The following is a 26103-nucleotide window of genomic DNA, read 5'->3' on the forward strand; positions in this document are numbered from 1 at the left end:
ACATGTAACAATTTCAGAATATATGGGAAGATTTTCTTCTCTTCCACACAGAATATGTAGATAATTCATATCTGCTTTTCAACAATACTGACCAGGTGTTCCATGACGGTGTCGACCGCTTTCCATGTCGCAGAGTCTTTCTGTCTGATAATAAAGGGGCGTCCCTCATCCCCTGCTTTTCTGACCTCAGGATCAAGTGGGAGGCTGCCCAGGAAAGGTACATTATGATCCTGAGCAATCCGTTCTCCTCCCCCCTTTCCAAACAGGTCAACAGACTCACCACAGTGGGGACACACAAACCCGCTCATATTTTCGATAACTCCAATCACATGCAGACCAAGCTGTTCAACAAACGTAATGGCCTTTGTTGAATCAAGTGTAGACACCTCCTGTGGCGTGGTCACAATAATTGCTCCACGGACATTGGGTGCCAATTGTGCAATCGTCAGCGCCTCATCACCGGTTCCCGGCGGAAGATCAACAACCAGATAGTCCAGCCTTCCCCAGGCGGTATCCTCAAGGAACTGTTTAATTGCACCTGCTTTCATAGCACCCCGCCAGATAACCGGCGCATGTTTTTCAGGCAGCAGGAAGGCCATCGACACAACCTGTAATGATCCGGTCACCCGTACCGGGACGATCTTATTCTGATCGGCAAGGAGTTTGTGATCTTCAATCCCCAGCATCTTTGGAATATTTGGTCCATGAATGTCAAGATCTAAAAGCCCTACCTGGTTTCCGTGATTAGATAAGGCATACGCCAGATTCACAGCAACAGTGGATTTTCCAACTCCACCCTTTCCTGACAGGACGAGTATGACATGTCTTACATCAATATTTGCTTTTGGGGGCAATTTACCGGCCGCTGACTGACACGTGGCGCCTGAAGGGCAGGATGCACAGTTATTATCACAGGATTCCGGACTCGGGTTTTTTGTATCTGACATCTCTATTTCCTCATAGCGTGATTCCATATTATTCGATTCACGGTGGGATAAATAATATGATAATTCACAGTGTGATGTAAGAATTATGACCGGAAACTAAAATCATGACTTCACGCTATAAATATTTCAGTCACCTATGTTCTATCAGAAGAGGGCTGCCAGATGGAAAAAAGGGATGTAATAGTCATTTTAGCAGCAATTATTGTAGTATTAATTATGGCGGTGGTGGTAAAGCCAATAATTACCGGGCAGCCGGTAATTTTTTTACCTGAATCTCCTGCGCCTGCTGAGCCGATGATCGAACCATATGCAACTCCTGAACAGGGATATACAACCCAGCCGGTAACCAGTATGACAACTCCTGCGCAGGCGCAGGAACCAACACCATCTTCCCCAAAGCCGGTTTCGACGGTATCACCAGCCATACCGGTTACTCCGGAGATGACCCCGATGACCTGGCAACCAAATCCTGACAATCCCATGCCAGCTATACAAATGACAAATTACGCAGAGATTGTGGGTAAATACACCGGAACAACGGCACCTTTCAGAATACCAACACCCTACTGGGAACTTCATTATAACGTGACTCCGGCAGATGCACAGGCAGCATTTTCAATGGATGTAATAGAAAAATCTGAAGAAGGAGAGAAGACTATTAGAACAGTCATCTGGAAGGAAGGAAAAATCCCGGACCCGCGTGAATACCGTTTCTTTGAAGGTGGAAAAGAGTATTATCTGAATATTGTTGCAAATCAGTTGAAAGAGTACCGGATTACTATCCAGATACCTTTAAAGTACATCCGCGATACCTAAGTGCAATATGGAGAAACGGGATATCATTGTCATTGTCGTGGCAATACTCGTTGTCCTGATTATGGCAATGTACATTAAACCTCTGGTAACCGGAAAGGAGGCTAAGTTAGTCCCTGATGAGATATCAAATATTTTTTCTAAGGACAATGAAACAGATATTCTTCTAATAAATAATTCTTCCATTAATGGTTCTTCGAACGCGTCTGTTACGAATAATTCTATTCAAGAAATTATAGTAAATGAAAGTATTAAAAATAAAACTGAATTAAAAAATAATACTTCTGTTGCACCAATCCCTACTCAATGGGATGGTAATCCAGTACAGGTTGGATACTCATATACAGATCAGGGTGGAATAATTATTCCGCGATCTGGTCCTGTTTCAGAATTTCAACCATATTCATTCCTTCAAAAGCCTGAAATGATATTATTTACAGAATTTTCAGGTAAGTATCCAATATCTACAAATATTTTTGAAATACCAAAAACTTCAGGTTATTGGGAGATTGAATATACTGTTGATTATCAATCAGGACTTCAGGAAGCTCAAGGAACAGAAAAAAAAGGAGATTATCCTTTATTTCAATTTAATAAAGAAAGAAAAGTAGTTGTAGAGGATGGAGAAACAAAAGAAAAAGTTATAATAAAAGGTGGCGAATGGTCCGAAGAAGATTATACTGGCACCGGAGAATTCGTAGAATCAGTGTCATTATTAACACCGTCTATCCGTATAGATGTTATTCAACATGAAAATAATAATTCAAAAATAATAAGAACGATTACTCCCGATGGAGGCTTGGATCCTTATCTCTGGAATAAGGCAGTTATTAAAGAGAAAATGAAGGAGAATTCCAAATTAAATGGTCAGGAAATTGATGATAAAATTCTCGAAGAACGTGTGAAAAAGATTGTCGATCCAAGGCCATGGACAGAAAAATTTTATGAAAGAGGAAATTTTTCATTAAATATATTTCCAAGTTATTTAAAGAGCTATGATGTTAAAGTTAAAGTAAGTAAAGGAATCCAGACGCCAGAAAAAAATAATCAATCAGCATCTAATAATCAGTTAACTGATACATTATCTCTTTATATTCAGCGGTATAATGCAGATGTAAATTCACCAGATTATATCAATAATATTTTAGAAACAATAGATACCAGTAAAACTAGCCGGGATCAAATAATACAGAAAATTTTAACTACGAAAACTGTAGTTCCACAAATTACAAAATATTCTGTTTATAGCACAAATACTGCTATAGGAAATTTAAGAGGAGATATTTATTATACCATAAATAATCATGAAAAATGGATGCCACTTGATCTTTATCTAGTTTATTTTGGAGACAAGTGGAAATTACCAGAACCGGTTTTACCACGATATTAAAAAAAGTTATAAGAAATCAATCTTTCTTTTTTCCATGGAATAGATATACATCGTCTCTTTTCCAGCTTCTATTTTATCAATAACATCATCAGGAACAGTGACCTCGAAATTTTCAAAACTTTCTAGGTCCATCATCTGCACAACATTACCTGCAATAGAAATTACCTGTGCATTTCTCCTCTCGACAATAGGTGCGTATACCTTTGCTGATACCGGCTGTACTATAGACCGTTTGACACCATCAAAAATACCAACGACATCAAGTCGAGCCTTGGCAGCACCATGTTTCCCAGGTTTGGATACAGATATGGACAGGATCTTACACGGTTCATCATCAACTAACAGATATTTACCTTCTTTCAGCTTACCAACTTCAGTCTGCTCTTTCATAAAACACCTTGGGAAAAGCTGGTTATATTTACGTGTCTCCCTTACATAAATACACCGTTCTCATTGAACCCAGGGTAACACATATGGATTTTTTTGAAACAAGTCACGTCATATTCACTTCAATACAACAAGCCATTACTCCCCTGATAGGAACTGATAAAGCGGGTATTATAACCGGGAATGGTGCAGATGGCACACCTACGAAGTATATTGATAAAATTGCGGAAGATATCGCATTGGAACATATCAGAAAAGAAAACCTGTGTCATCTTCTCATCAGCGAAGAGGCCGGAAAAGTTGAGATTGGTGGAGAATCAGGAACTATTTTTCTGGATCCGATTGACGGAACATATAATGCCCTGATGAATATCCCGTTTTTTGCCCTTTCTCTTGCATATGTAAGGGAGGGTCAGTTAATTGAAGGGTTTGTCGGCAATCTTTCAAATGGTGATATTTTCACCGCAAAAAAAGGGAAAGGATCATATCTCAACGGTCATCCCATCCATGTATCAGACATATCAGAACTTCAGGCCAGTGCGATGAGTGTATATGGAAAACATTTCCAGTATGATCGGGTGATACATCTGATACGAAAGATAAGACGATTCAGACAGTTTGGTGCTTCAGCCCTGGAACTCTCCTATGTAGGCGCAGGTAAGATCGATGGATTTGTTGATCTGAGACGGACTCTTCGCGCAACTGATGCCGCTGCTGGTATTTTAATCCTGGAAGAAGCGGGCGGCATCGTCAGCGACCGTGACGGAAATCCTCTGACTCTTCCTGATGAGGTCAGTATTGGAAACTGCCTGGTTGGAACGAACGCCCACCTTCACAGAAAAGTGATTGAATATCTGCGGTAAACTGAGTTGTCCACTTCTATGAACATCCTCATTGTAAATAGGTATGGTGATCCAAGGATTGATGCTTTTTCCCGTGAGCTTGAGCAGATGTTACTCCTGCACGGGCACCATGCCATACGGTATACCGACAATCTTTTTGAAAAAAAATCGTTATTATTTGATCCGGCTCATCCACCGCACCTCATCATCGTGATTGGAGGAGACGGAACTATTCTCCTAACCACGCAGCAGATGCCGGTTCAGGTCCCACTGATAGGAATAAATTATGGTGAAGTGGGTTTTCTGGCAGACATTGAACCGGATGATATCTCTTCCCTGCTCTCTCATCTTACTGAACCTTTGAACGTTGAAACGCGGATGCGGATCGAACTGAGGATGGATGGGATGGTTATCGGAACTGCACTCAATGAAGCATTGATTGTGACCGACCGGCCGGCGAAAATGCTAAAGTTTCTCATCTCTATTAATGGAAAAGTGGCTGAACGGTTCAGGGCTGACGGTCTGATTATGAGCACTCCAACCGGATCGACTGCCTATGCCATGAGTGCCGGAGGTCCGATTATCGACCCGCGGGTTGAAGGTTTTCTTATGGTGCCACTTGCACCTTTCATGCTCTCCAACCGGCCACATTTGATTGATTCATCACGAACGGTATCGGTAACCCTTGAAGCACCTAAGCCTGCAAAACTGGTCATTGACGGGCAGATTGAGATTCACCTGAAGACCAGTTGTACAATTGAACTCTCAAAAAGCGCATTTCCTGCTTTATTTGTAGATGCAGGTCAGAATTTTTTTGAAAAGATTAACCGGAAGCTGCGTCATTTGTAGATGGAAAGAAAGGTTTAACTTTTCTTCTGTATGATATGGACGAGAGGACTGAGTATCATGCAGGACACGATACGAACCAGATTTGATTATGCAGAAGCATCGAAAATTCTGAAAGAGACGCTACATCTTGACGGTTCCCCGGTAGCATTCAAAATCTGTAAAACGGCTGACGAAATTCCTGAAGGAATGGCCCATATATCAGAAAATGTCCGGCATTGCCAGATGATTGGAATGGCCAGGAAAGAAGGAAAGATCTTCTATGCAACCGTCGAAAATCATGCCTGTATGGGGGGTTCCTGGGCTCTTGGTCTTCGTGAACTGACTCCAAGTCTGAAATCTGGTGAATTTTATTACAAACTTGGAAAATTTGAGTCATGGCCGGCATGTAAACGAACCATCGACCGTGTTCCTCACGTAGAATCACTGACAACCTATGCAACACTCTATGCCCCGCTCGAAAAGACGCCTTTTGATCCGACACTTGTGCTCATTATCGCAAAACCAAAGGCCATGCTCAAGCTTGCACAAAGTAATCTCTACCGGCTGGGCGGGCGAATCACCTCCAATTTCTCCGGAATTCAGTCAGTATGTTCAGATGCCTGTGCGCAGGTATACCTCTCCGGCACCCCGAATTACTCTCTTGGCTGTGACGGGTCGCGGAAATTTTCCGGAATTGAAGATGGAGAAATGGTTACCGGCATTCCTGTTGAGATGGTTCAGGAGATTGTCTCTTCCCTGAAGATCGTGACTGGTGCTGCAGGATCTTCATAATCATTTTTTTCTTCCTCTCCCATAGGGAGAAGAATCTTAACAATAGCAGAATACAGATAGGTACGAGTATCAGGATGCTGAAACAATATCCAATCATAATTTTTATCCCCATGCTGGTACTGGCTGCATCTGGGGCGCCAGTATATTCCGGAGAAGACTTGTTTGAGATTGGGAATGAACATTATGCACAGGGATCACTGGATAAGGCAATAGAATTCTGGATGAAAGCCAAACAGGCAGATTCATCTCTATCTGCAAATGCATGGTATAATATCGGTCTTGCATATGCCGGGATGAAAGAGTATGAAAAGGCGATCATGGCATGGAATGAGACGATATTTCTTGTTCCAAACTCTTCGATGGCCTATGATAATATTGGAACTGCATATGGTCTTCTCGGCAGATATGAAGAAGCCGGCCGTGCATATGATATGGCAATTGCCATTGATCCCGATGTCGTCAAATACCGGATAGACAAGGAACTGCTTATGAAGAGTGCGCCAAAAGAAGAAACACCCATGTCTCCATTGTCCGCATTCCTTGCCCTCATTACTGTATTAGGGATACTCACCCGGTATAGCGGGGATCCATAAATTATCCCAAAAGATTTTTTCCGGAGAGGAGATATCCAGTACTATGAATTATGGGTCTTTCTCTTTTGGTCTTATATTATTCTCAATCTGCCTGTTTTGTTTTTGTATCACCGTTTCTCCTGGCAGTGTTTTTCAAGGTCAGTTCATCCTTTCATCAGGAAGTGTGACTGCTGATAATATCCTTCCCCGTATAACCGGGCTTTCAATGAATATTCCTCATTCGGTTCAGGCAGGAACCTATCTGCGGCTGGTAGATATCATCAGAAATGACGGGACTTCTCCATCAGGCCCCTTTTTTATTAATTATATTCTGGAAGATCCGACCGGGGTTCAGGACACGCGAACGCTCGGAACTGTCAGTGTACCAAATCTTGTCAGAGGTGGGCAGAAAAAAGTAAATGTCACTTTTCCCGTTCCTCCTGATCTTCAACCTGGGAATTATCAGATACGCCGGTTCATCTATACCGATCCGGTTGCATCATATCAGACCGGTATATACCTCAGTGGAGCCGAAGGTATGATCGAAATTATGAACTACGAGCCATATTATCTCACCGGTTACACCGATGATCAGGTCATGGAGCAGGATACACAAGCCCTGAAGATTCGGTCAATAATTAAAAACTCTCATGATGAGTTCCCTGTTGAGACGAAACTCTCATATTATCTCTCTGGCTTAGGTCTTATCTCTGATAACCCCGTTTTTATCGGATCGACAGAGGATCTCACCATTCAACCGAAAACTGAACGGACAATAGAAACAACCCTGCCGCTACCAGGAGAGATCAGATCCGGTACTAATTATTTAATAACGGCATTTTTGCCGGTTGAGCTCCTTTTGGATGATTCCTCGCTTTACTGGATATCAGATACCCCCATTTCAGTCTCTTCATCTTCTGTTCCTATTCCCACAACAACCGTCGTTCAACCGGTTTCCTCATCACTCGATCCTGATGTCATGACAGTAAAAACTGAGTACCCCGATATCATGTATATAGGTGAATCCGTCAAACTGACTGATTCGGTTACCAATATCGGGGGGGCAACCGCCGGAATTGTCAGGGTTGAGTATCTCCTCTCTTCTGATGATGCCGGATCAGATACCAGACATCTTGATTACTGGACCATCCATAATCTGAAAGGCGGAGAGACCCGGACTTCTCAGGTAACGGTTGGAATTCCCGGAGGGATTCGGCCGGGTATTTACTATCTTACCAAAAAAATCACGGTAACATCAAATCCTCCTGAAAAAAATACTGCAAATAATATCTGGACAGGAAACCGGCCGGTTCGTGTTGAGTATAATCCGACAGCGAAGATCCCGGATCTTACTCATGTAACGACCAGGTTCCCATGTGGGAATCCGGGGGAGAAGGTAGAAATTTCTGATACGATCGCCAACATCGGAAATGCATGTGCTCAGGATGTGAGGATTGCCTACTATCTGTCCCCGTATGCCTCATTTGATCCTGCAACTGCCAGATATCTGGGTGTTTGGGAAATTAACAGCATCTGTGTGGGAGAACAAAAGACACAAACGACTACCGTTACCATACCGGCAGATCTTACTAATGGTGCATATTACTGGTTCTCTGTCATTGATCCCTGTACATATATGCCCTATTGCGGGGATGAGATGCCTGAACTTGATAAATCTAATAATATAAACAGCGGACCATTCTATATTGGCCCCTGCGTGTTCTGTGGTTGTCCCTAGACCACTCAGTTCCAATATTTTTTTTGACTTACAGGTTCTATCAGTATTTCATGGCTGGCAATAGTGCGGGTGTCACGCAATCCTTCTCTCAGGATTCAAATGGGATATTCACACAGAAGGCGTCTGGAAAGGCGAATGAAGAGAGTGCGGAGGAGTCATTTCAGGTCGTGGAGTTCCTTCTCGGGCAGGAGCATTTTGCCATAGATCTTTTTGATGTGAAAGAAGTTGTTGAGTATACCCGAATTACCAAGCTTCCAAACAGCCCATCATATATAAAAGGAATCATCGATCTCCGAGGTGAGATCACCACAATCATTGATCTCAAACAACAACTTGGAATCACCTCGACGCATACGACTTCAGAAGAGGAGACTCGGATCATCGTCCTTGATGATCGGATCACCCATTCAAAGATTGGCATTATGGTGGATGATGTTCTCACCGTCTCGACCTATTATGCAAGTCAGGTTGATGAAACCGCAACATCCGGGGACGACTCATCGCATATTCTTGGTATCATCAAGAAAAAAGTAAAGGATAAAGATAAAGAGAGCACTGAGCTGGTTATCTGGCTCGATGTCAAGACACTGCTTCGTGATATGGATCAGATAAAATAAATTATATTGTTTTCTTTTCAAACATCATCTCATAATTAATCACATTTTCAGCAATATCTGCAGAATATTCACCAGATCGTCGTATACTATCAGTAATGTTTCTGATTGGAACTGCCACATTGACCGGGAGAGAGAGGAGTTCGGTATTTATCTTTGAAAACGAATCCTCAAGATTATGCATATATTCAATGGTTTTATTTGCCTTTTTGAGATCATGCGTGAAAAAAGACTCAACACTTTTTTCAAAGGTATTTAATGCACCCTCAGAGACTTTCCTGATATGCGACTGAATCTCATGAGGGATATCTGCTTTTAGGATCTTTTTTGCATTTAGGGCGATTCTGACACTATGATCCCCCACACGTTCAATGATACGTGCTACCTGAAAATGAGGAAGCATCTCAGAGATGTTCATATTCATTTTTCGCGAGAGATGAACATTATGTAATATCATATTTGTCTGTCGTGCAATAAGCCAGAATAACCGGTCAACATCATTATCACGGTCTATTACATCCGTTATCATACCCGGGTCTTGTGCAATAAATGCATCAATTGCGTCGGTATGCATACTTTTTACAATGACAAACATCCGTTTCAGGGAATTTTGTATAGGCATCTCGAGGGGATTTAAGAGATCCTTAATGAGAACGCTGGTATCGGTCTCCTCAATAAACTCCGGCCCAATGACCATGTTTGAAAATTCACGAAGTTTCATCCTGATGATGCCGGTCATCCGATCCTTTGTGGTAATCTGTATGGCAGTATATCCGGCGATATATATCCCAATCAGCAATCGTAAAAAGAGATCGGGATCAATCGAGGTCTCAACTTCAAGGTTTTTTATGCGCGAAACCTGATCTCCGGTCGTGTTCCTGGTGATTAACAGTGTCCCGTCAGGTTGGACGATTACACCCAGAGGATCGTTCTTTTTGATATGGGTAGACTCAACCCAGTCTTTTGGAAGAGTGATAACATAGGATGACCCACCAGTCATTTGAACTCTGCGCATTTCCATAGGTATTACAGATTATGTGTAGTCTCTCAATAATATATATTCCATCTCTGTATTTATATCCGGGATTCTATATGCCCGTATGGAATCTGTATGTGTCAATGGAGGATTGAATCATCATGGAATTGATACGCTTTACCATTGTAGATACCTGGGATACAGACTCTCTAATTACCCTCTACAGAGAAGCTGGATGGTGGCTTGATGAGTACGATCCTGATGAGATGCCCGCGTTCATCCGTGCTAGTTTTCGGTTTTGTGTCGGGGTACATGAGATAACAGGCGAGACCGTCGCTACCGGCAGGATTATTTCAGATACCGTCTGCACGGCGATAATTCAGGATATGTGCGTCCTGAAAAGATACCGTGGTCAGGGAATCGGTCAAAACCTATTGAAATTTTTGATTCAGACTGCATGTACTGCCGGGCTGTCCCGTATCATGCTTGTTGCAGAACCTGACACGTCTTCATTTTATGAACAATCAGCCTTTATTGCTGATAACAATAAGATATTTCTTTTGTACCGGAAAGGGCGTGCAAATGAGATTACATGATGATGATTTTCATCCGATAGAGATTGATGATAAAAGAATTTTTGACAGGATTTATAAGGATTATCCGATTCAGCACTCTGAGAATTCATTTGGAACACTCTTTTGCTGGCGCTCGTATGGTCATTACAGTATCTGTGAACAGGATGGTTGTCTGATTATCAAAGGCGATACGGAAAATTATCGTTCATACCGTTTTCCTATTGGCCCGATCAATCCGGATGTCTTTCATGCGACAATAAAACTGGCACAGGATTTACACGAAGAAGCCCCCCTTTTGGTCCTTGAGCCATGGCAGTTCACCTGGATGCGGGAGCACTATCCTGATCTGATATTAAAGCAGGATCGGAATTTCTTTGACTACGTGTACAAAACTGACATCCTTTCAACTCTTCCTGGGCAGGAATTTCTTTCTATCCGGAAACAGCTAAACAAATTTCGTAGAAACTGCCCGTCAACGGTAGAGATGATAACTGAATCAAATATGGATGAAGTTTTAGAATTTCTCATAAAATGGTGCCAGCAGCGGGAGTGTGATAAGTATACAATTCTGAAACATGAAAAAGAAGCCATCAGGGAAGCAATCGCTAACTTTTCTGAGTTGGGTTTCTCTGGCATTACGGTCAATCCCAGAGGAGAGATAGGCGGGATTGCAATATTTGAGGAATTAAATCCACATACGGCAGTCGTACATTATGAGAAGGCACTTCCTGATTGCGAAGGGATATACAAAGAGATCAATATGCAGACCGCATTACATCTGAAGGATCGGTATGAGTATATTAATCGTGAGAGTGATATGGGGATTCCTGGTCTTCGCGAAGCAAAAGAGCGTTACCATCCGGATCATTATGTAAAACTCTACTATCTTGAAAATTCCTGACTAATCGGTTATTAATTTTTTCTTGCAAAGAAAGGTTTATTTCTTCGTAAATCTTTTCTCCATCATCTGTTAATTATACAACGGATTTTATACTTCTTACATCAATACTACATCTACGATATATGGATCTGGTACCGGATGGTCTTCGTATCCTGATACTTGTATATGTAATACTGTCGTCAGGGTTCTGTAATCTTATTACTGTCGCAGATTACTCCATTGGTACCATTATCGAAACAACCGGACCTGTCAGAGATAGTTTTTTCGGGACGTATTCCCATGCTGACGGGAATGGCTCAAATGTATCCGGAGTTTATAAAGACCTTACCATGACAAATGGTGGTTCGCTCTCCCTGACAAAACAGATAGGGATGACCGAAGGAACACAAACGCATCAGGGATTTGAAACACAAAAAGTTATCGGGTATTCATCTGGCACATCCGGTGGTCATCTTATCGGAGATGAATATGTACTGACGTCAACCGATGTCTATACCAATACCTCCGCGACCTCTTTCTGTTTTGGAGAGCCATATGATATTTCAAAAGCTGCATCCGGGGAGCAATCTGCATCCTTTTCAATAGTAAATGCCCACAATCTGCTCCTTTCGACGACGAGCAGGAGTACTGGAGGAACGCTCGATTATGCTCTGAATATTGGTTCACCGGCCAATACTAGTTCCAGCCCGGGACTGACCGGAACCGTTCTAACAGCATTTCATGGAACAAGTGCCTCAAGTACTGGATCGGTTACGCTTTATGACCGGACATTGATTTCAGGATTAATTGATACGTTAAGCCGGCTGTATCATGGGGAAGATCGGATGGACATGACTATGCTGACTTCTGGTACTGCTTTTATACATGATAAGACGATCATGGAACAGAAATGTAACCGGAGTGATACCAGTTCTGGCGAGGCGTATGCGGAAAGCTTTGTGTACACTCAGGATGTCATGACAAATGGAGGAAAGGCGAACATTTCCCGGCAGGTATCAGGAGCAGGCTCTATCGAAGCTGATCGGATTGTATCATACGCATCAGATGGCGATAGTTCCATACAGGCCTTTGAACAGGCTGTTGCCACCAGGATGAAGGCATCAGATGAAAATTCTGACCGTCCGGTGTGTGTATTCGCCGGAGAGTTATCATCTTCTGAGGAAGCATCCCCCTATAAACAGGCATCTGCTCAGACCGGAATAGCCGGTGTTTCATCCGCACAAATAACGAGTAGTACCCGAATTAGTGATCCTGATACATCAAAGGAGTTGAACCTTGCATATAATGCAAATATCATGATACCAGTCGGGTTTAATGAATCTCTAATAAAAAGGATGAAAGATACCGATAATGATGGCCGGTTTGAAGATCTGAACGGAAATGGTCATCTGGATATGAATGACCTTGTCCTCCTCTTCCAAAATTTCCGCTGGATTGGTGAGAGTAATATATCTCTCCGAATAGATTTCAATAACAATGGTCGTGCAGATTATGCGGATATTGTCACAATATTTAACGCAATGAATCAGACCCGGACAAGGAAAAATTAAAAGAAGTCCTGGGTAGCATAAAAATACTCCCCATCAAATCGTGTTCCAATACCAATCTTTTCTATGGTGGGGTTGATCAGATTTTTATTATGTTCAGGGCTGTTTATCCATTCTATCATCATAATATTGGCAACCTCTTCAGGCGTTGTCGGATCAACAAATCCGGTATATGCCTTTCCAATCGTATGGCCTGCTGCTATCCTGATGATATTTTCTGCAATCCCAGCCCGGATCGTTCCATCATCCAGCCTCCTGGTCACCTCGTATCCATTGATCTCCGCCCGGCCGGTTGGATCAATTCCTTCAGGAGTATAATGGGAAAAATATTTCCGGCGGATCATGTCTTTTGTATGATCCAGTGCAAGGGTACTGAGTCCGTTATCAAAGACCAGAGGTACAAGACCAAGGTGTTCCCGGTACTTGTTTGTCTTGAGATAAAGATAGCCGGTTATCTGATCACCATATGAATCTGAAAAAAGATTTTCCGGATAGGTTATCTGAATAGGTTCAGGGTATATGAATAAATTATCGGCCTCATTCGTCTCCTGAATCATTCCGGTATAATCAACAATTGCAGCCAGGAAATACGTGCCGACAGGGATGGTATCAGGTACCAGGTCTTCAGAGATCATGTGCTCATACATCTTTCCTGATACGGAAAAGGACTGTTTCTCTCGCAGATGATATCCAGCATATTCATTTGTTCTGTCAGGAAGAAGAAGAAAGAGTGTTTTATATGCCCCTGCTGACTCATTATTCGTGTTGAGGATGGTGTAGGTTATTGTCAGGGGAGTGCCTGGTGATGTACTATTTTTACTGACTTTATCAACGACTATCTGAAGATTTGGATTCCCTCCTTTCCAAGGGATATTTTTTTGAATTGTTACCGGATGAGATGCGATAATGAAATTATCTGACGGAAACAGTTCTCGTTCATACCCTTGAATTGTGATGAGCAGATTATACTCACCATCCTGAATCCCGGATGGGATGTCAAATGAAAAAGGGATTTTCCCCCTGGTCCCAGGTGCCATTCCATCAGTACTTTTGCTGCCAATCCAGATTGAGATCCGGCCATCCGGATTCTCCTGCATGAGCAGAACATCCATTACAATATGTGTGGCTGGTACAGGACCCCGATTGGTCACAATCACCGAACCGGCTATCTTTTCATTCCCGTGAACAATCGGCGGGAGTACCAGATCAGAGAGTGAAAGGTCAGGAGTCAGGACAGCCTGTAGTGGTGATATATTCTCTTCTGACGGGGTCTCCTGTGCATATACTGTCTGGGTGAAGATAAGTGAGATGAAAAGCAGGATGAAAAAAACTAAACCTTTCAACGGGATCATGCAGATCTATTGATCATGATCTCATACAAGCTTGCAGGAATGCGTCAGATGAACGAGCTGAGATCCCGGGTGTTGCCGGTCACCAGATGTTCCTGTGCCGACCGTGTGATCATTCTGCCCTGAGATGTCCGCTTTAAAAATCCTATTCGGATCAGAAACGGCTCATACACATCCTCAATGGTTCGCGGTTCTTCACCAACTGATATTGAGATTGTCTTTAGTCCGACCGGCCCGCCATTAAAGTCATGTGCAATGACTCTTAAGATTCTCCTGTCCAGAATATCAAGTCCTTTTTTATCAACTCCGAGGGCGGAGAGTGCCGTATCTGCAATCTCCTTATAATAGATCCGGTGCCCCTGACAATTGCATAATCATATGCCCGCTTGAGAAGTCGGTTTGCAATCCGCGGGGTACCCCTGGAACGGTGTGCTATCTCCTCAGCACCTTCCGGTGTGATGGGGATTCCAAGGATGTGTGCAGACCGGGTAATAATGGTCATGAGTTCTGTAGGCTCATACAGATCAAGCCGGAGAATAATACCGAACCGATCCCTGAACGGAGAACCGAGCAGACCAAGTCGGGTCGTAGCACCGATGAGGGTGAACCGTTCAAGAGGGAGCCGGATTGTTCGTGCTGAGGGCCCTTCACCGATGAGGAGATCGATGGTATAATCCTCCATAGCTGGATAGAGTATCTCTTCTATGACCGGGGAAAGGCGATGAATCTCATCAATAAATAGTATATCACGGTCTTTTAATGGGGTCAGGAGGGCTGCAAGATCACCGGGTCTGTCAAGAACCGGCCCGCTTGTCGTCTCGATATGTGACCCCATCTCCTCAGCGATAATATGTGCCAGTGTTGTCTTCCCAAGACCGGGGGGGCCTGAGAAAAGAATATGATCAAGTGGTTTTTTCCGCTTTCTGGCAGATGTTATTGCAACCGTCAGAGCATCCTTAATGGAGTTCTGTCCGATAAAGTCAGCAAGCGACCCAGGTCTGACTGACGGCTCATCCTGGTCATCATCGTGTTTTGCCGGAGTAATAAACCTGGTCTGCATGGAATAATTTCACTTTTTCCGAAGGAATAGCAGCGCCTCTTTGATGAGATCTGATGATGAGACTGGTCCTTTTGCTGCTTTTGTCTTCTCAATAGCCACCATTGCTTCTTCACGACTGTATCCTAAAGAAATGAGTGCCAATATGGTATCCTGTACTGGTGATGAGGATTCATACGGCTCCCGGTACTGTGTTTTAAGGTCTGATACCTTTTTTTGAAGTTCAAGAATTATTCGTTCTGCCCCTTTCTTCCCCAAACCCTGAACCTGGGACAACACATCCGGCTTTTTGAACATAATTGCATCGCATATCTCGGAAAGAGAGAGTCTGCTGATAATTGCAAGACCGGTCTGTGGCCCGATATGAGAGACGGAGATAAGAAGGCGGAACATTTCTGCTTCATCCGGGTCAAAAAAACCATAGAGTTGCAAAAGGTCCTGTCTGACAATGAGTTCGGTATATACTATAATCTCTGCCTCTTTCTGTATGGATGAAAGAACCGAATCAGGAACACGGATTTTATACCCAATCCCACCGGTTTCTACGATCACCCACCCGTCTCCATACTGAATTACCTGCCCACGGATTCGTGCTATCATATCAGGTTCTCATCCAGTTCAGATGGCATAAAGCAAGTGCAAGCCCGTCTGCGGCATCATCAGGCTTTGGAATATCCGAAAGACGAAGTAATCGTGTAATCATCATTTGTATCTGTTGTTTGTCGGCCATTCCTGATCCGGTAACCGCCAGTTTGACCTGTTTTGGGGTATATTCAAAGACAGGAATATTATATTTTGCCGCTGCAAGGATGATAACTCCTTTTGCCTCACTCACTTGCATTGCGGTTGTGGTGTTGCGGGAGAAGAAGAGTTTTTCACATGCAAGTCCTATCGGCCGGTAGGTGATTATTAGATTCTCGATTGATTCAAATATCGCAAGAAGTCGCTGTGATGTATCCCCGGTCTTTGGGGTAGTCTCAATACATCCCCATATATATGCAACCGGCATATGCTGTTTTTTTCCAATAACTCCATAGCCACATCTGGCAAATCCTGGATCAATTCCAAGGATGGTCTCGTTTTCAGTGTTCACATCACGTACCTCGTGATATCATGTCTAGATATCAATATTTTTTTGGACCGGACCGGAGCCTTCAGAGAGGTGCTCATTCCAGATACCCCGGTGAGCAATAAGCCACTCCTGTGCATTGAGGATATCACCCTCGAAGGGTGCCCTGATGTAGGAACCGTCAGAGGTAAGAATCCTCCTTTTTACATTATCTTTCAGGTGTACAGGTAGGATAGTAGATATGATCTCTTTTCGTATTCCAGAATCAAGGATGGGGAACAGTACCTCTATTCGCCGGTTCAGATTTCGTGGCATAAGATCAGCACTTCCCATCAGGACAATCTCATCCCCGCCATTATGGAAGTAATATATCCGTGAATGTTCCAGGAATCTCCCGACAATAGTAGATACCGTGATATGTTCTGATACACCCGGTATACCCGGACGCAAACAGCAGATCCCCCTGATCTGAAGATCCACCCGGACTCCTGCCTGTGAGGCGCGGTAAAGAGCCTGTATCATCTCTGCATCCTGAAGAGCATTCAATTTGAGTATGATATGGCCATCCTGATGTTCTTTCTGCCGTTGGATCTCGCGCTCAATGAGGGATAATACCCCTCGTCTGATGTATTTTGGAGAGACCATCAGATGATTATACGCCATGTAATTGGAATACCCGGTCAGGGCATTAAAGAGGTTGGAGACGTCTGATGCAATCTCGGGATCTGCGGTAAAGAGTCCGATATCTGTATATATTCGTGCTGTCGTTGCATTGTAATTTCCTGAGCTCATATGGACATACCGGACTATTCCCTCCCGTTCTCTTCGGACGATCAGGCAGAGCTTGGCATGGACCTTCAAACCCATAATGCCATATACGACATGAACGCCGGCATGTTCCAGTGCTTTTGCCCACCCGATATTGTTCTCCTCATCAAACCTGGCCTTTAGTTCGACAACAACAGAGACCGCTTTTCCATTTTCCCTGGCATCAAGAAGCGCCTGAATGACTGGTGATTTCGCTCCGGACCGGTATAGGGTCATCTTAATGGCGAGTACATCAGGATCATGGGCTGCCTGCTGAACCAGCTGAATAACTGGCTGAAAACTTTCATACGGATGGAAGAGAATAAAATCTCTGGCTTTGATAACTCCAAAGAGATTTTTTTCATTCTCAATTTTTTTTGGGACTGATGGAATAAACGGGGGATCCTTGAGATCAGGCCGATTTACGTCCATCAGACATATCAGATCTGCCATCCCGACAGGGCCTGACATTCGGTAGAACATATGAGGAAACCCGGCCATCTTTTCGGCCATCATAGAGCAGACCGATTGATCCATCCATGAAGAGACTTCAATCCTGACTGGCTTTCCTACCCAGCGGCGTCCGATTGATTCCTGAACGGCCACAAGCAGATCATCTGCCTCATCCTCCTCGATCTCAATATCTGCATCCCGGGTCACCCGAAAGGGATATGCAGCCCGTACATCCATACCTGGAAAGAGCAGATCCAGATTTTCTGCAATAACTTCCTCAAGGAAGATAAATTCATATCTTCCCCGGCCATTGGATCCCTCCCCTGTAGGCTGAACAGGAATGAGGCGGGGAAATAATTTGTTCGGGACCTTGATTCGTGCAAAGAGTTCCTCCGGATGTCCACGGTCACGGAGTATGACAGCAAGATTCAGAGCAAGATTTGAGATGAATGGAAATGGATGCGATTTGTCAAATGCAAGAGGGGTAAGGACGGGAAATATTTCTTTGATAAAATAATTTCTAATGTAATATTTCTGCTCCTCGCTTAGTGTTTCATAGGTATGAATGATAATGCCTTCTTCTTTGAGCGCGGGAATAATATCATCATTCCATGTTCTGACTGCCTCCTCCAACAAAGGAACAAGCGTATGATAAATTGCATCCAGTTGTTCACCAGGAGAGAGCCCGTCAGGGGATGCCTTGACAACTCCTTCCAAAAGCTGCTGATGAAGGCCGGAAACCCGGATCATAAAGAATTCATCCAGGTTATTTGCAAATATCGAAAGAAATTTCACTCGTTCCAGGAGTGGGTGGGAATGGTCTTTTGCCTCATCCAGAACATGTCGATTGAACTGAATCCAAGAGAGTTCCCGGTTAAAATATAAATTTGGGTTGTTTAAGTGTTGTTTTCCTGAGACTGTCTTAAGTGAACTCTCCTGTTCGTCGTCCATTTTCTATTCCAGAATAATGATGAGGAAAAAGGTTAAGTAATTGACGGATTACTAAAGAGATCAAAGATCTGTCCCACTCTCATAATGGAATGATTTCATAAAGTTTTTTATAAATCCGCTCACTGATGATTTATCAGAGAATGACATAACTCCTGATGGAGACTGGTTATTTCCACGTGCTTCAATAGATGATCCTGAAAAACCGGTACTGATCCGGCCGGCATCTGCATACCCCTGCGCTGAAATTCCATAATCAAGCCCCTCTGTTGCCATCAGCCCCTCATCCGGGTATTCAATTCCATTTTTCAGAGCGGTACTATTATCCATTGTCTGATTTGTCAGGTTAACCGTGCTGTTGTCATCCGCAAGGACCGGATATGAGATAAGAAGTATCATCGATAGACATAAAATCAGATATCGTTTGTGCGTCATGATAATTGCTCTTCCTCAGAATCCCTGTAATTTATAATATCTGTCCCGTTTTTATGAATTGTTTGTGGTATGATAATCATGTATTTATAATTTGATAAGAGCATCCCGTATCTTTTCTGGAGTGAGGATAAAGTCAATTTCACCGGTCTCAATAGCAGACTGTGGCATACTCTTAATCGGCGCTGTTGCAGGATCCTGTGCTATTGTCACAGCACCCAGTTTATGCAAATGATATATCCCATCTGCACCATCCCGCCCCATTCCTGTTAATATAATACCCATTATGGAATCATCAGATCGGTTTTGCATTGATAACATGGTTCGATCCACGGCCGGTCGGACTCCATGAAGTCTTTCATCGTCATTCAGGTGAAATGTGCGGTTATTTTTTATCAGGAGATGCCGGCCGGACGGTGCAATATAGATGTGCGGGGATGTGATCACCTCCCCTTCACCCGCGATAGATACTGGCATCCTGGTCATAGCTTCGATATGGCCTTTAAAGGTCTGTGTAAACGCCGGGGGGAGGTGCTGCACAATAATAATTACTGCATTGATGACTGGAAAATTATTAAATATTGATTCCAGAATGTATGGGCCTCCGGTGGATGATCCAATTATGATGATTTTCATTCTAAAGATCGTCCCGGAGAGGTCTGGTCCTGAAGATACCTCATAATAAATGAAGTCTTTTCGATTAAGTCCTCATTGTCAAAAGGTTTTGTGATATAATCGACAACATATTCCTGAAGGCCGATCATCTTTGTATCAGGTGCATTCTTTGCTGTCAGCATAACAATTGCAATACCATGTTCAAGGTGATTATCAAGAATTGCGCGTATGGTATCCCATCCGTCCATTCCTGGCATCATGATATCAAGGAGAATAACCCCTGAGAATCCCTGTTGTACGAGATCAATACACTGACTCCCGCTCTCTGCTGCAATAACAGTAAATCCTGCATCAGATAATATCGTTCGAACGGCTATACGGACATGTGCATCATCATCAACTATCATTACATTTCCGGTAGTATCTGACATTTCATTTCCCCTGCCGCTGCCTTACTGACTCGATGAACCCGATCCTTTTCTTCAGATAGATCTCCGGATTTTTTTTCAAGGTAAGGTAAAATATAGAACCTTTTCCAAGTCCCTCACTGACAACCGAAATAGATCCATGGTACATTTCAACAACCCTTTTGACGATGGTAAGACCAAGGCCATGGGATCCCCGGTCATGACGGGAGTTATCCGCACGGTAAAATTCATCAAATATCCTGGAAATGTGTTCTGGTTCTATGCCAATTCCCTCATCCTGTATGGATATGAGTATCGAGTCTTTCTGATCAGTTGCGTGTATCGTAACATTGCCATTAATATATGAATATTTTATTGCATTCCCAATAAGATTGCCAAGAACTGTTTCAAAATGCATCGGCGACATGAACAGGGAATACTCGTCAGGAATAGTATTTATAACATGCAGGCTTTTCTGATGGATAAGATATGCATTATCACGGATGATCTGATTAATCATATCCCGTACTTGAATCTCCTGAAGATCAGAGACCATATAGAGACTGTTCATCTGAGCAAGATCAAGGATTGTCGTCACCAGTTTTCTGATCGTCGCAACATCTTCGATAGAGTTATCTAACAGTTCGCCTAATTCCGGATCAGTGATCTTTTTTCGGATATAGGGTAATATTGCAACAAGCGGCGTGAGCGGGGTTTTCAAATCATGACCTATGATCTGGATAAATTCATCCTTTTGTCGTAATAATTCCTCAACCTGTTGGGTTCTCTTTCGAACCCGATTATCAAGATCGCGGTTCATATCCAGTAGCTGAGTACGCAAGGCATCAAGTTCTATGGTCTTTTGTTCCAGCTCTGATGCATACTTCATCAGATGGTTTTCTACATCCTTTCGTTCGGTAATATCCTGGAGTATGCCAAAGGAGCCCTGAATGATACCATTTTTGATTAATGGTTTTCCCATTATCCGAAGGTACTTGAATTTGTTTTCTTTAAAGCTGATTCTGAACTCAAAGTCAAATTCTTTCCCCTCTGAAACCGCGATTTGAAAATAATTAAGGAATTTATCCTGATCCTTTGGGTAGGTGCGTGATATAAAATCATCAATAACGACAAAATTCTGATCAGGAGGTGTCCCAAGCAGGGAGAAGACTTCAGGTGATACTCTGAAATGATGGAGATGATTATCATATGACCAGACGCCCATTCTGGCAATCTTTTGTGCCTGTTCTAGTTTCCATTCAATATCAGAGAGCATATCCCCGTATTGTTTTCTTCGGGTAATATCCCGGATGACACCTTCAATTCCCTGAAGAATGCCGTCATCATCATAGACAAGCCGGCAACTGATTGATGAATAAATAATCTTTTGATCCCGGGTGATCAGCTGAATGTCATAATCCTTGACCCCTTCTCCACTGATGATGTCAGATAAAAAGACTGGCCAGAATTCAGGAGGGTGCACTATTTTTTCTAGTGAAGTTCCAATTAATGATTCGTCTGACTGATATCCAAGGTTTTTTACCAGTGAGGAACTTACCCTTATAAGAAATCCCGATTTATCAGTCATAAAATACATGTCTCCTATCTGATCAATAAGATTTTGAAATTTTTGTTCACTCCTCGCAAGTATTCCTTCTATCTGTCGTCTTGATAATTTGGTCTCAATAATGCCTGCGAGTATCACGAGTGTCGTCAGTTCTACCTGCATCCATCTCCGAGTTTCTGATTCATCCCACAGAATCAGAATACCGGTCAGATATGCATCCCTGATTATTGGTACCATCACCAGGGAACCACACGCACGTTCCTCAATCAGTTTCCTGATAAACCCATAGGTCTGGTTTTTTCTGATAAGAACCGGGTGATGCATCTTGAGGTCAGCGATGACAGTGTAAAATGCGGGATCATGAATGAGGTCATCCATATCTGTCCCGATAAGATATCCATATCGATCAGACCAGAGAAAGCGCTCGATAATATTGTACGGTGGAGAAATTTCATTAATCTCAATGTATGATGAAAACCGGACTTTCATCACCGCCCCTACCCTGCTCATTATATGCTGGATCTGCTCTTCAGGATACTGATCCAGAAGGTGTGATCCGATAATCTCACGAATGAGATCATACAAAGTATTGATTCGGTTCTGTTCAACACTCAGGAAATACTCGGCTGTGATGTCACATCCGGTAATAAAGATATTGATTTTATTGTCTTCATTCAGGAATGAAATCATTGCCATCCGATAGCAGCGTATCAGCCCATCGGATGAGGAAAAGAACATATTTCGGTATACAGATGAGCTGAGGCCCTCTCGTATATGCGTAATATCATCAGCAATAGATTCAAATTGACTGCCTGTGATGAGTATATTGCAGGGCTTTTTATCCGGTTCATATGAAAATCCAGAGATCTCCTGAAATTTCTGATTTGTAATGAGGAGATTTCCCTGCAGATCAATCACAGCAGCCGGGCCGGGCATATTCTGGAGCAGAGAGGTCAGAACTGGAACAGACTGAACATCAGGGCAGGCATTCAAATCAATATCCAATCTGTTTCACCTGGTTAATAATTGGAAAGAGAATATTTATACATATTCAGATGCTTCCGGAGATAATCGGTACAGGTATATGGTTACGGAACATACAATTATCCCACATTCTCATGTCTGATCCTGTCTCTACAAAACGAAAAACTGTTCTGGTTCAGGTTCCTTTATCAAGGGATCTCCTGCTGGAAGAGATCTCTGTCATGGATACCCTGAATAAAAAATTCTCTGACGATGAGATAACACTCAGTTTTTCCAATCAAACCCTGACTGCCCACTTAATAAGGCTTGACCCGGCCCAATATCAGAAGATAATGTATGAATCAATTAACCGGGTAAAGCTGACACCACTCTATGACAAGAATCTGGAGAATCCGTTTGCCATCCTGATGGAAAAAATATATGCAATTGGAAGTTACGGCATACGATATAAAAAGAGGATCTATGCCGGATATGCCGATGAACGAAAGGTGACCGGCAGAAAAGAAAAAGAGTCCGAAAGGGGTTCCTTTTTTTATGCAGAAGGAAATACCTTCTCCCGTGTGGATCATGCTCTTCCTGATGAATACATCAATCAGATCATCTGTGGTGACAGCGAAGAGATCCTGTCCCGTCTCCCTAATAACTGTATTGATCTGATAATTACCTCACCACCATATAATTTTGGTTTGGAATACTCATCTTCTGGTGATAGCACTCACTGGGAGGCGTACCTTGACAAATTATACCGGGTTTTTGCCCAGGGAATCAGAGTATTAAAATACGGGGGGAGGTTTATTGTGAATGTCCAGCCTCTCTTCTCTGATTATATTCCGCTTCATCATCTTATCTCATCATTCTTCATGAATCAGAAGATGATCTGGAAAGGTGAAATTCTCTGGGAGAAGAACAATTATAATTGTAAATATACTTCATGGGGAAGCTGGAAAAGTCCGAGCAGTCCGTATCTAAAATATACCTGGGAATTTATCGAAATTTTTTGTAAAGGATCCCTAAAGAAGAGGGGAAATTCTGATGATATTGATATTTCAGATGAGGAGTTCAAATCCTGGGTGGTTGCAAAATGGTCTATCGGACCGGAACGAAGGATGAAGGAATTTAATCATCCTGCTATGTTTCCAGAGGACCTCGTTGAACGATGTCTGAAATTGTTCAGTTTTCAAGGGCATATTATCCTGGATCCGTTTAACGGCGCTGGAACGACCACAGCAGTTGCTGCACGAACAAACCGTCGGTATCTGGGTCTTGATATCTCTTCTGAATACTGTGAACGGGCCCGGGAAAGACTCAAAAAGAATCAAAATTCATTACCCGGAAAAGTGCCGGAAATAACAAAGAAGAGAGAGAAGAAATCTACTCCCATATCCTCCGAAGCACCACGGCGAAGAGGCCGCCCGCCAAAACAGTTGGTATTGAAAGAGGGGTTTCAGGATAGTCTTGACCGGTTTTCCGGGATTTCGTCATGAGAGAGCCGGTAGCAAACTGATAATTGGATAATGCCTGAGGATTATTGGGATCACGTGCAAGGGCCTGCTCAGAGGCATTTTTCTCTTCTTCAAATTCACCAAGCCCGCCATGAGCGGTTCCTTTCAGAACCCATGCTTCAACCAGCGTCGGATCTTTATTTACTGCCGCATCAGCAGCCTTGAGTGCTTCCTGATACCGGCCGATCTCAATAAAGAGAGATGCCTGTGCGGTCAGGACATAGGCATTATCCGGATGTGTTTTTTCTGCCTGATCAAGGAGGCTTTCTGCCTCATCATAGTTTCCTTTTTGCTGAAGAATACCTGCCTTTGTGATAAGAGCGAGGTAAAAATCCGGCTGAATCTCCAGAGATCTGTTAATAAGGGCTAATGCCTCGTCGTATGATTGATTCGCCGCTGCATCTACCGCCTTATTATAATAGGATATCGCATCAACAACCGGCCCTTCAAGCCCTCCATATGCCGGAGCGATAAGCAGGGTTATACATGCAATCCAGATTAAGAAGAAAAATACCTGCGCTTTCAAAATTATTTTTTTCATTATACATACTCGTCCGTCATACCGTATGGAATTATCTGGTTTCATGACTCAAAAACTTCCATTGATGAATAAGAAAGAAGACTCAGTTCGAGCCTGTTATATGTTAGCATGGCACAATGATGCATGGATATGTTCGGGTTACCAACAGAAACTATTGTAATTGTAGGAGGAGCGTTTGTATTCTTTGCCATTCTTCTTCTTCTCTGGGGGCTTTATTACCGAGGTGAGGCATAATGGTGGATGTTTCAACGATTCTCATTGTTGCGTTTTATTGTCTTGCTATGATAGGTATCGGAGCATGGGCTTCGAAAAAAATTAAAAATACCGAGGATTATCTGGTTGCTGGCAGATCACTCGGGTTCTGGGTTTTTGTTCTGCTCATGATCGGAACGGTCTGTTCCGGGATGTCACTGCTTGGTGTTTCTGGACTTGGATTTAAATTCGGATGGCCGACCATCTGGGAGCAGATATTTGTCCCGCTATCAATTGCTTTTTGTATTATATTCTTTGGTGTAAAATTGCATACCATTACCCGCACAACCGGGTACATAACCGTTCAGGATTATCTGGCTCACCGGTATGAAAGCCCGACAGCTCTTCGGACACTCTCTGCAGTTGCAGGGATTATTGTATCCCTCATCTATCTGGTCGGTCAGTATACTGCTATCGCCATAGTACTCATGTGGCTTTTTGAGATCCCACTCTGGCTCGCATTGATTCTTGCAACCCTTGTCGTGACTATTTACACAACCATTGGCGGTCTGTATGCCGTTGCCTGGGCAGCTCTTGTTCAGTCATTGATCCTGATACTTGGAGTTGTCATCATGGCTCCCATCATCATCTTTTATGCAGGCGGGTTTACTCATATAAACGAGTTTATGGCATCAATTAATCCGGATCTTGTGCAGCCATGGATGTCGCAGGGAATGGTTTTTACCCCGGCATACCTTGTCTCTTTTGGAGTGCTTCTGATCGTCGGACTTGCCTGTGCCCCTCATGTCATCAATAATATTCTTGCAGTCAAAGATGCACGGCTCTTACGATGGGCTCCTCTTCTTGGATTCCTTATCTACGGGGCTGTGATGTTTCTGCTCAAATTTGCAGGGTTTGCAGGTATTGTGCTGGTCCAGGAAGGAGTATTTACTCTCCCTGATGTTCCCAATGCGCAGGATTTTGTCATACTGTATGGCATACAAAATGCGATACCCCATATCGCTTTATGGTCCATCTTTGCCGTGATTGTTCTTGCAGCAGTCATGTCAACCACTGATCGTCTTATGCTTACCATCGGCGCCATGTTTTCATGGGATATTTACAAGAAAATCATCCGACCCGATGCACCTGACAAACAGGTTCTTATTATCAGCAAGGTGGTTGTCGTCTTATCAGCTCTTGTAACGATGATAATCGCTTTAAATCCACCTGAAATGCTTGCATTTTTGATCTGGAT

The 26103-nt window shown here is 43.1% G+C and carries 26 protein-coding genes and 1 pseudogene; 13 read left to right on the plus strand and 14 right to left on the minus strand.

The window, feature by feature from the left end; genetic code table 11:
- Positions 1-65: 65 nt before the first annotated feature.
- Complete coding sequence (locus tag PLA23_RS00585) at positions 66-947, minus strand: Mrp/NBP35 family ATP-binding protein (RefSeq protein WP_324328031.1); 882 nt, start codon at positions 945-947, stop codon at positions 66-68.
- A gap of 162 nt (positions 948-1109) precedes the next feature.
- On the opposite strand from PLA23_RS00585, the gene PLA23_RS00590 reads away from it, so the two are divergent.
- Together PLA23_RS00590 and PLA23_RS00595 are read left to right on the plus strand one after the other, a co-directional pair.
- Positions 1110-1763 (plus strand): hypothetical protein, encoded by a 654-nt coding sequence (locus tag PLA23_RS00590; protein WP_324328029.1) that lies wholly within the window; start codon positions 1110-1112, stop codon positions 1761-1763.
- 7 nt (positions 1764-1770) lie between these two features.
- Entirely contained in the window at positions 1771-3150 is a 1380-nt protein-coding gene (locus PLA23_RS00595; protein WP_324473570.1) for a hypothetical protein, read from the plus strand.
- A gap of 6 nt (positions 3151-3156) precedes the next feature.
- On the opposite strand, the gene PLA23_RS00600 is transcribed toward PLA23_RS00595, so the two are convergent.
- Positions 3157-3540, minus strand: a complete 384-nt coding sequence (locus PLA23_RS00600; RefSeq protein WP_324328025.1) for a translation initiation factor IF-5A — start codon at positions 3538-3540, stop codon at positions 3157-3159.
- Positions 3541-3623: 83 nt separating this feature from the next.
- On the opposite strand from PLA23_RS00600, the gene PLA23_RS00605 reads away from it, so the two are divergent.
- From PLA23_RS00605 to PLA23_RS00630, 6 genes are all read left to right on the plus strand, one after another.
- Positions 3624-4400: a bifunctional fructose-bisphosphatase/inositol-phosphate phosphatase gene (locus PLA23_RS00605; protein WP_324328023.1), complete on the plus strand. Its 777-nt coding sequence runs from the start codon at positions 3624-3626 to the stop codon at positions 4398-4400.
- An 18-nt stretch (positions 4401-4418) separates the two neighbouring features.
- Positions 4419-5228, plus strand: a complete 810-nt coding sequence (locus PLA23_RS00610) for an NAD(+)/NADH kinase (protein ID WP_324328021.1) — start codon at positions 4419-4421, stop codon at positions 5226-5228.
- Positions 5229-5285: 57 nt separating this feature from the next.
- Entirely contained in the window at positions 5286-5999 is a 714-nt protein-coding gene (locus tag PLA23_RS00615) for a DUF169 domain-containing protein (RefSeq protein WP_324328019.1), read from the plus strand.
- A gap of 74 nt (positions 6000-6073) precedes the next feature.
- On the plus strand, positions 6074-6592 hold the full coding sequence (locus PLA23_RS00620) for a tetratricopeptide repeat protein (RefSeq protein WP_324473571.1): 519 nt from the start codon (positions 6074-6076) through the stop codon (positions 6590-6592).
- A 163-nt stretch (positions 6593-6755) separates the two neighbouring features.
- Positions 6756-8309, plus strand: coding sequence for a CARDB domain-containing protein (locus PLA23_RS00625; RefSeq protein WP_324473573.1), 1554 nt, complete (start codon positions 6756-6758; stop codon positions 8307-8309).
- A 50-nt stretch (positions 8310-8359) separates the two neighbouring features.
- Positions 8360-8926, plus strand: coding sequence for a chemotaxis protein CheW (locus PLA23_RS00630; protein ID WP_324328014.1), 567 nt, complete (start codon positions 8360-8362; stop codon positions 8924-8926).
- 1 nt (position 8927) lies between these two features.
- Here the strand turns inward: PLA23_RS00630 and PLA23_RS00635 are convergent, their stop codons facing one another.
- Positions 8928-9923, minus strand: coding sequence for a PhoU domain-containing protein (locus tag PLA23_RS00635; RefSeq protein ID WP_324328013.1), 996 nt, complete (start codon positions 9921-9923; stop codon positions 8928-8930).
- A 137-nt stretch (positions 9924-10060) separates the two neighbouring features.
- Here PLA23_RS00635 and PLA23_RS00640 point away from each other — a divergent pair, with 137 nt between their 5' ends.
- From PLA23_RS00640 to PLA23_RS00650, 3 genes are all read left to right on the plus strand, one after another.
- Positions 10061-10495: a GNAT family N-acetyltransferase gene (locus tag PLA23_RS00640; RefSeq protein WP_324328011.1), complete on the plus strand. Its 435-nt coding sequence runs from the start codon at positions 10061-10063 to the stop codon at positions 10493-10495.
- A complete protein-coding gene (locus PLA23_RS00645; protein ID WP_324473575.1) occupies positions 10482-11375 on the plus strand; it encodes a DUF2156 domain-containing protein in 894 nt (297 codons plus the stop codon). Before PLA23_RS00640 ends, PLA23_RS00645 begins: the two co-directional genes overlap by 14 nt.
- 122 nt (positions 11376-11497) lie before the next feature.
- Positions 11498-12925, plus strand: a complete 1428-nt coding sequence (locus PLA23_RS00650) for a hypothetical protein (RefSeq protein WP_324473576.1) — start codon at positions 11498-11500, stop codon at positions 12923-12925.
- Here the strand turns inward: PLA23_RS00650 and PLA23_RS00655 are convergent.
- From PLA23_RS00655 to PLA23_RS00700, 10 genes and pseudogenes are all read right to left on the minus strand, one after another.
- Positions 12922-14274: a CAP domain-containing protein gene (locus tag PLA23_RS00655; protein ID WP_324330403.1), complete on the minus strand. Its 1353-nt coding sequence runs from the start codon at positions 14272-14274 to the stop codon at positions 12922-12924. The two genes, PLA23_RS00650 and PLA23_RS00655, sit on opposite strands and share 4 nt — an antisense overlap.
- 143 nt (positions 14275-14417) lie before the next feature.
- Positions 14418-14621, minus strand: a pseudogene (locus tag PLA23_RS13745) (Holliday junction DNA helicase RuvB C-terminal domain-containing protein); the annotation flags it as partial.
- Positions 14534-15331, minus strand: coding sequence for a Holliday junction branch migration DNA helicase RuvB (ruvB, locus tag PLA23_RS00665; RefSeq protein WP_324473578.1), 798 nt, complete (start codon positions 15329-15331; stop codon positions 14534-14536). The pseudogene PLA23_RS13745 and the gene ruvB, both read right to left, overlap by 88 nt.
- 9 nt (positions 15332-15340) lie before the next feature.
- Positions 15341-15928, minus strand: a complete 588-nt coding sequence (gene ruvA / locus PLA23_RS00670; protein ID WP_324330400.1) for a Holliday junction branch migration protein RuvA — start codon at positions 15926-15928, stop codon at positions 15341-15343.
- Position 15929: 1 nt separating this feature from the next.
- The gene (gene ruvC, locus PLA23_RS00675) at positions 15930-16421 is read right to left on the minus strand and encodes a crossover junction endodeoxyribonuclease RuvC (protein ID WP_324330398.1); all 492 of its coding nucleotides are present in this window, start codon (positions 16419-16421) and stop codon (positions 15930-15932) included.
- 24 nt (positions 16422-16445) lie between these two features.
- On the minus strand, positions 16446-18608 hold the full coding sequence (gene ppk1 / locus PLA23_RS00680) for a polyphosphate kinase 1 (protein WP_324473580.1): 2163 nt from the start codon (positions 18606-18608) through the stop codon (positions 16446-16448).
- 60 nt (positions 18609-18668) lie between these two features.
- On the minus strand, positions 18669-19040 hold the full coding sequence (locus PLA23_RS00685; protein ID WP_324330394.1) for a hypothetical protein: 372 nt from the start codon (positions 19038-19040) through the stop codon (positions 18669-18671).
- Between the two features lie 84 nt (positions 19041-19124).
- Positions 19125-19673, minus strand: coding sequence for a CheB methylesterase domain-containing protein (locus PLA23_RS00690; RefSeq protein WP_324330392.1), 549 nt, complete (start codon positions 19671-19673; stop codon positions 19125-19127).
- Complete coding sequence (locus tag PLA23_RS00695; RefSeq protein ID WP_324330390.1) at positions 19670-20083, minus strand: response regulator; 414 nt, start codon at positions 20081-20083, stop codon at positions 19670-19672. The genes PLA23_RS00690 and PLA23_RS00695 overlap by 4 nt, the downstream gene beginning before the upstream one ends.
- A gap of 1 nt (position 20084) precedes the next feature.
- A complete protein-coding gene (locus PLA23_RS00700) occupies positions 20085-22631 on the minus strand; it encodes a sensor histidine kinase (protein WP_324473582.1) in 2547 nt (848 codons plus the stop codon).
- Between the two features lie 113 nt (positions 22632-22744).
- On the opposite strand from PLA23_RS00700, the gene PLA23_RS00705 reads away from it, so the two are divergent.
- Positions 22745-24094: a DNA-methyltransferase gene (locus tag PLA23_RS00705; protein WP_324473584.1), complete on the plus strand. Its 1350-nt coding sequence runs from the start codon at positions 22745-22747 to the stop codon at positions 24092-24094.
- Here the strand turns inward: PLA23_RS00705 and PLA23_RS00710 are convergent.
- Positions 23982-24653, minus strand: a complete 672-nt coding sequence (locus PLA23_RS00710; RefSeq protein WP_324329637.1) for a tetratricopeptide repeat protein — start codon at positions 24651-24653, stop codon at positions 23982-23984. The genes PLA23_RS00705 and PLA23_RS00710 overlap by 113 nt on opposite strands.
- A gap of 233 nt (positions 24654-24886) precedes the next feature.
- Between PLA23_RS00710 and PLA23_RS00715 the strand changes: the two genes are divergently transcribed.
- On the plus strand, positions 24887-26103 hold a 1217-nt coding region (locus PLA23_RS00715; protein WP_324473586.1), incomplete at its 3' end, for a sodium:solute symporter family protein.

The sequence above is a fragment of the Methanospirillum sp. genome (assembly GCF_035406105.1).
Classification (GTDB): domain Archaea; phylum Halobacteriota; class Methanomicrobia; order Methanomicrobiales; family Methanospirillaceae; genus Methanospirillum.

Excerpts from the sequence above, each read along its gene's own strand:
- PLA23_RS00610 (WP_324328021.1), top strand. The coding sequence starts at position 4,419 with ATGAACATCCTCATTGTAAATAGGTATGGTGATCCAAGGATTGATGCT.
- PLA23_RS00595 (WP_324473570.1), top strand. The coding sequence starts at position 1,771 with ATGGAGAAACGGGATATCATTGTCATTGTCGTGGCAATACTCGTTGTC.
- PLA23_RS00605 (WP_324328023.1), top strand. The coding sequence starts at position 3,624 with ATGGATTTTTTTGAAACAAGTCACGTCATATTCACTTCAATACAACAA.
- PLA23_RS00690 (WP_324330392.1), bottom strand. The coding sequence starts at position 19,673 with ATGAAAATCATCATAATTGGATCATCCACCGGAGGCCCATACATTCTG.
- PLA23_RS00590 (WP_324328029.1), top strand. The coding sequence starts at position 1,110 with ATGGAAAAAAGGGATGTAATAGTCATTTTAGCAGCAATTATTGTAGTA.
- PLA23_RS00695 (WP_324330390.1), bottom strand. The coding sequence starts at position 20,083 with ATGTCAGATACTACCGGAAATGTAATGATAGTTGATGATGATGCACAT.
- ruvB (WP_324473578.1), bottom strand. The coding sequence starts at position 15,331 with ATGCAGACCAGGTTTATTACTCCGGCAAAACACGATGATGACCAGGAT.
- PLA23_RS00600 (WP_324328025.1), bottom strand. The coding sequence starts at position 3,540 with ATGAAAGAGCAGACTGAAGTTGGTAAGCTGAAAGAAGGTAAATATCTG.
- ppk1 (WP_324473580.1), bottom strand. The coding sequence starts at position 18,608 with ATGGACGACGAACAGGAGAGTTCACTTAAGACAGTCTCAGGAAAACAA.
- PLA23_RS00640 (WP_324328011.1), top strand. The coding sequence starts at position 10,061 with ATGGAATTGATACGCTTTACCATTGTAGATACCTGGGATACAGACTCT.
- PLA23_RS00650 (WP_324473576.1), top strand. The coding sequence starts at position 11,498 with ATGGATCTGGTACCGGATGGTCTTCGTATCCTGATACTTGTATATGTA.
- PLA23_RS00705 (WP_324473584.1), top strand. The coding sequence starts at position 22,745 with ATGTCTGATCCTGTCTCTACAAAACGAAAAACTGTTCTGGTTCAGGTT.
- PLA23_RS00655 (WP_324330403.1), bottom strand. The coding sequence starts at position 14,274 with ATGATCCCGTTGAAAGGTTTAGTTTTTTTCATCCTGCTTTTCATCTCA.
- PLA23_RS00615 (WP_324328019.1), top strand. The coding sequence starts at position 5,286 with ATGCAGGACACGATACGAACCAGATTTGATTATGCAGAAGCATCGAAA.
- PLA23_RS00585 (WP_324328031.1), bottom strand. The coding sequence starts at position 947 with ATGTCAGATACAAAAAACCCGAGTCCGGAATCCTGTGATAATAACTGT.
- ruvA (WP_324330400.1), bottom strand. The coding sequence starts at position 15,928 with ATGATAGCACGAATCCGTGGGCAGGTAATTCAGTATGGAGACGGGTGG.
- PLA23_RS00635 (WP_324328013.1), bottom strand. The coding sequence starts at position 9,923 with ATGACTGGTGGGTCATCCTATGTTATCACTCTTCCAAAAGACTGGGTT.
- PLA23_RS00710 (WP_324329637.1), bottom strand. The coding sequence starts at position 24,653 with ATGAAAAAAATAATTTTGAAAGCGCAGGTATTTTTCTTCTTAATCTGG.
- PLA23_RS00685 (WP_324330394.1), bottom strand. The coding sequence starts at position 19,040 with ATGACGCACAAACGATATCTGATTTTATGTCTATCGATGATACTTCTT.
- PLA23_RS00645 (WP_324473575.1), top strand. The coding sequence starts at position 10,482 with ATGAGATTACATGATGATGATTTTCATCCGATAGAGATTGATGATAAA.
- PLA23_RS00620 (WP_324473571.1), top strand. The coding sequence starts at position 6,074 with ATGCTGAAACAATATCCAATCATAATTTTTATCCCCATGCTGGTACTG.
- PLA23_RS00630 (WP_324328014.1), top strand. The coding sequence starts at position 8,360 with ATGGCTGGCAATAGTGCGGGTGTCACGCAATCCTTCTCTCAGGATTCA.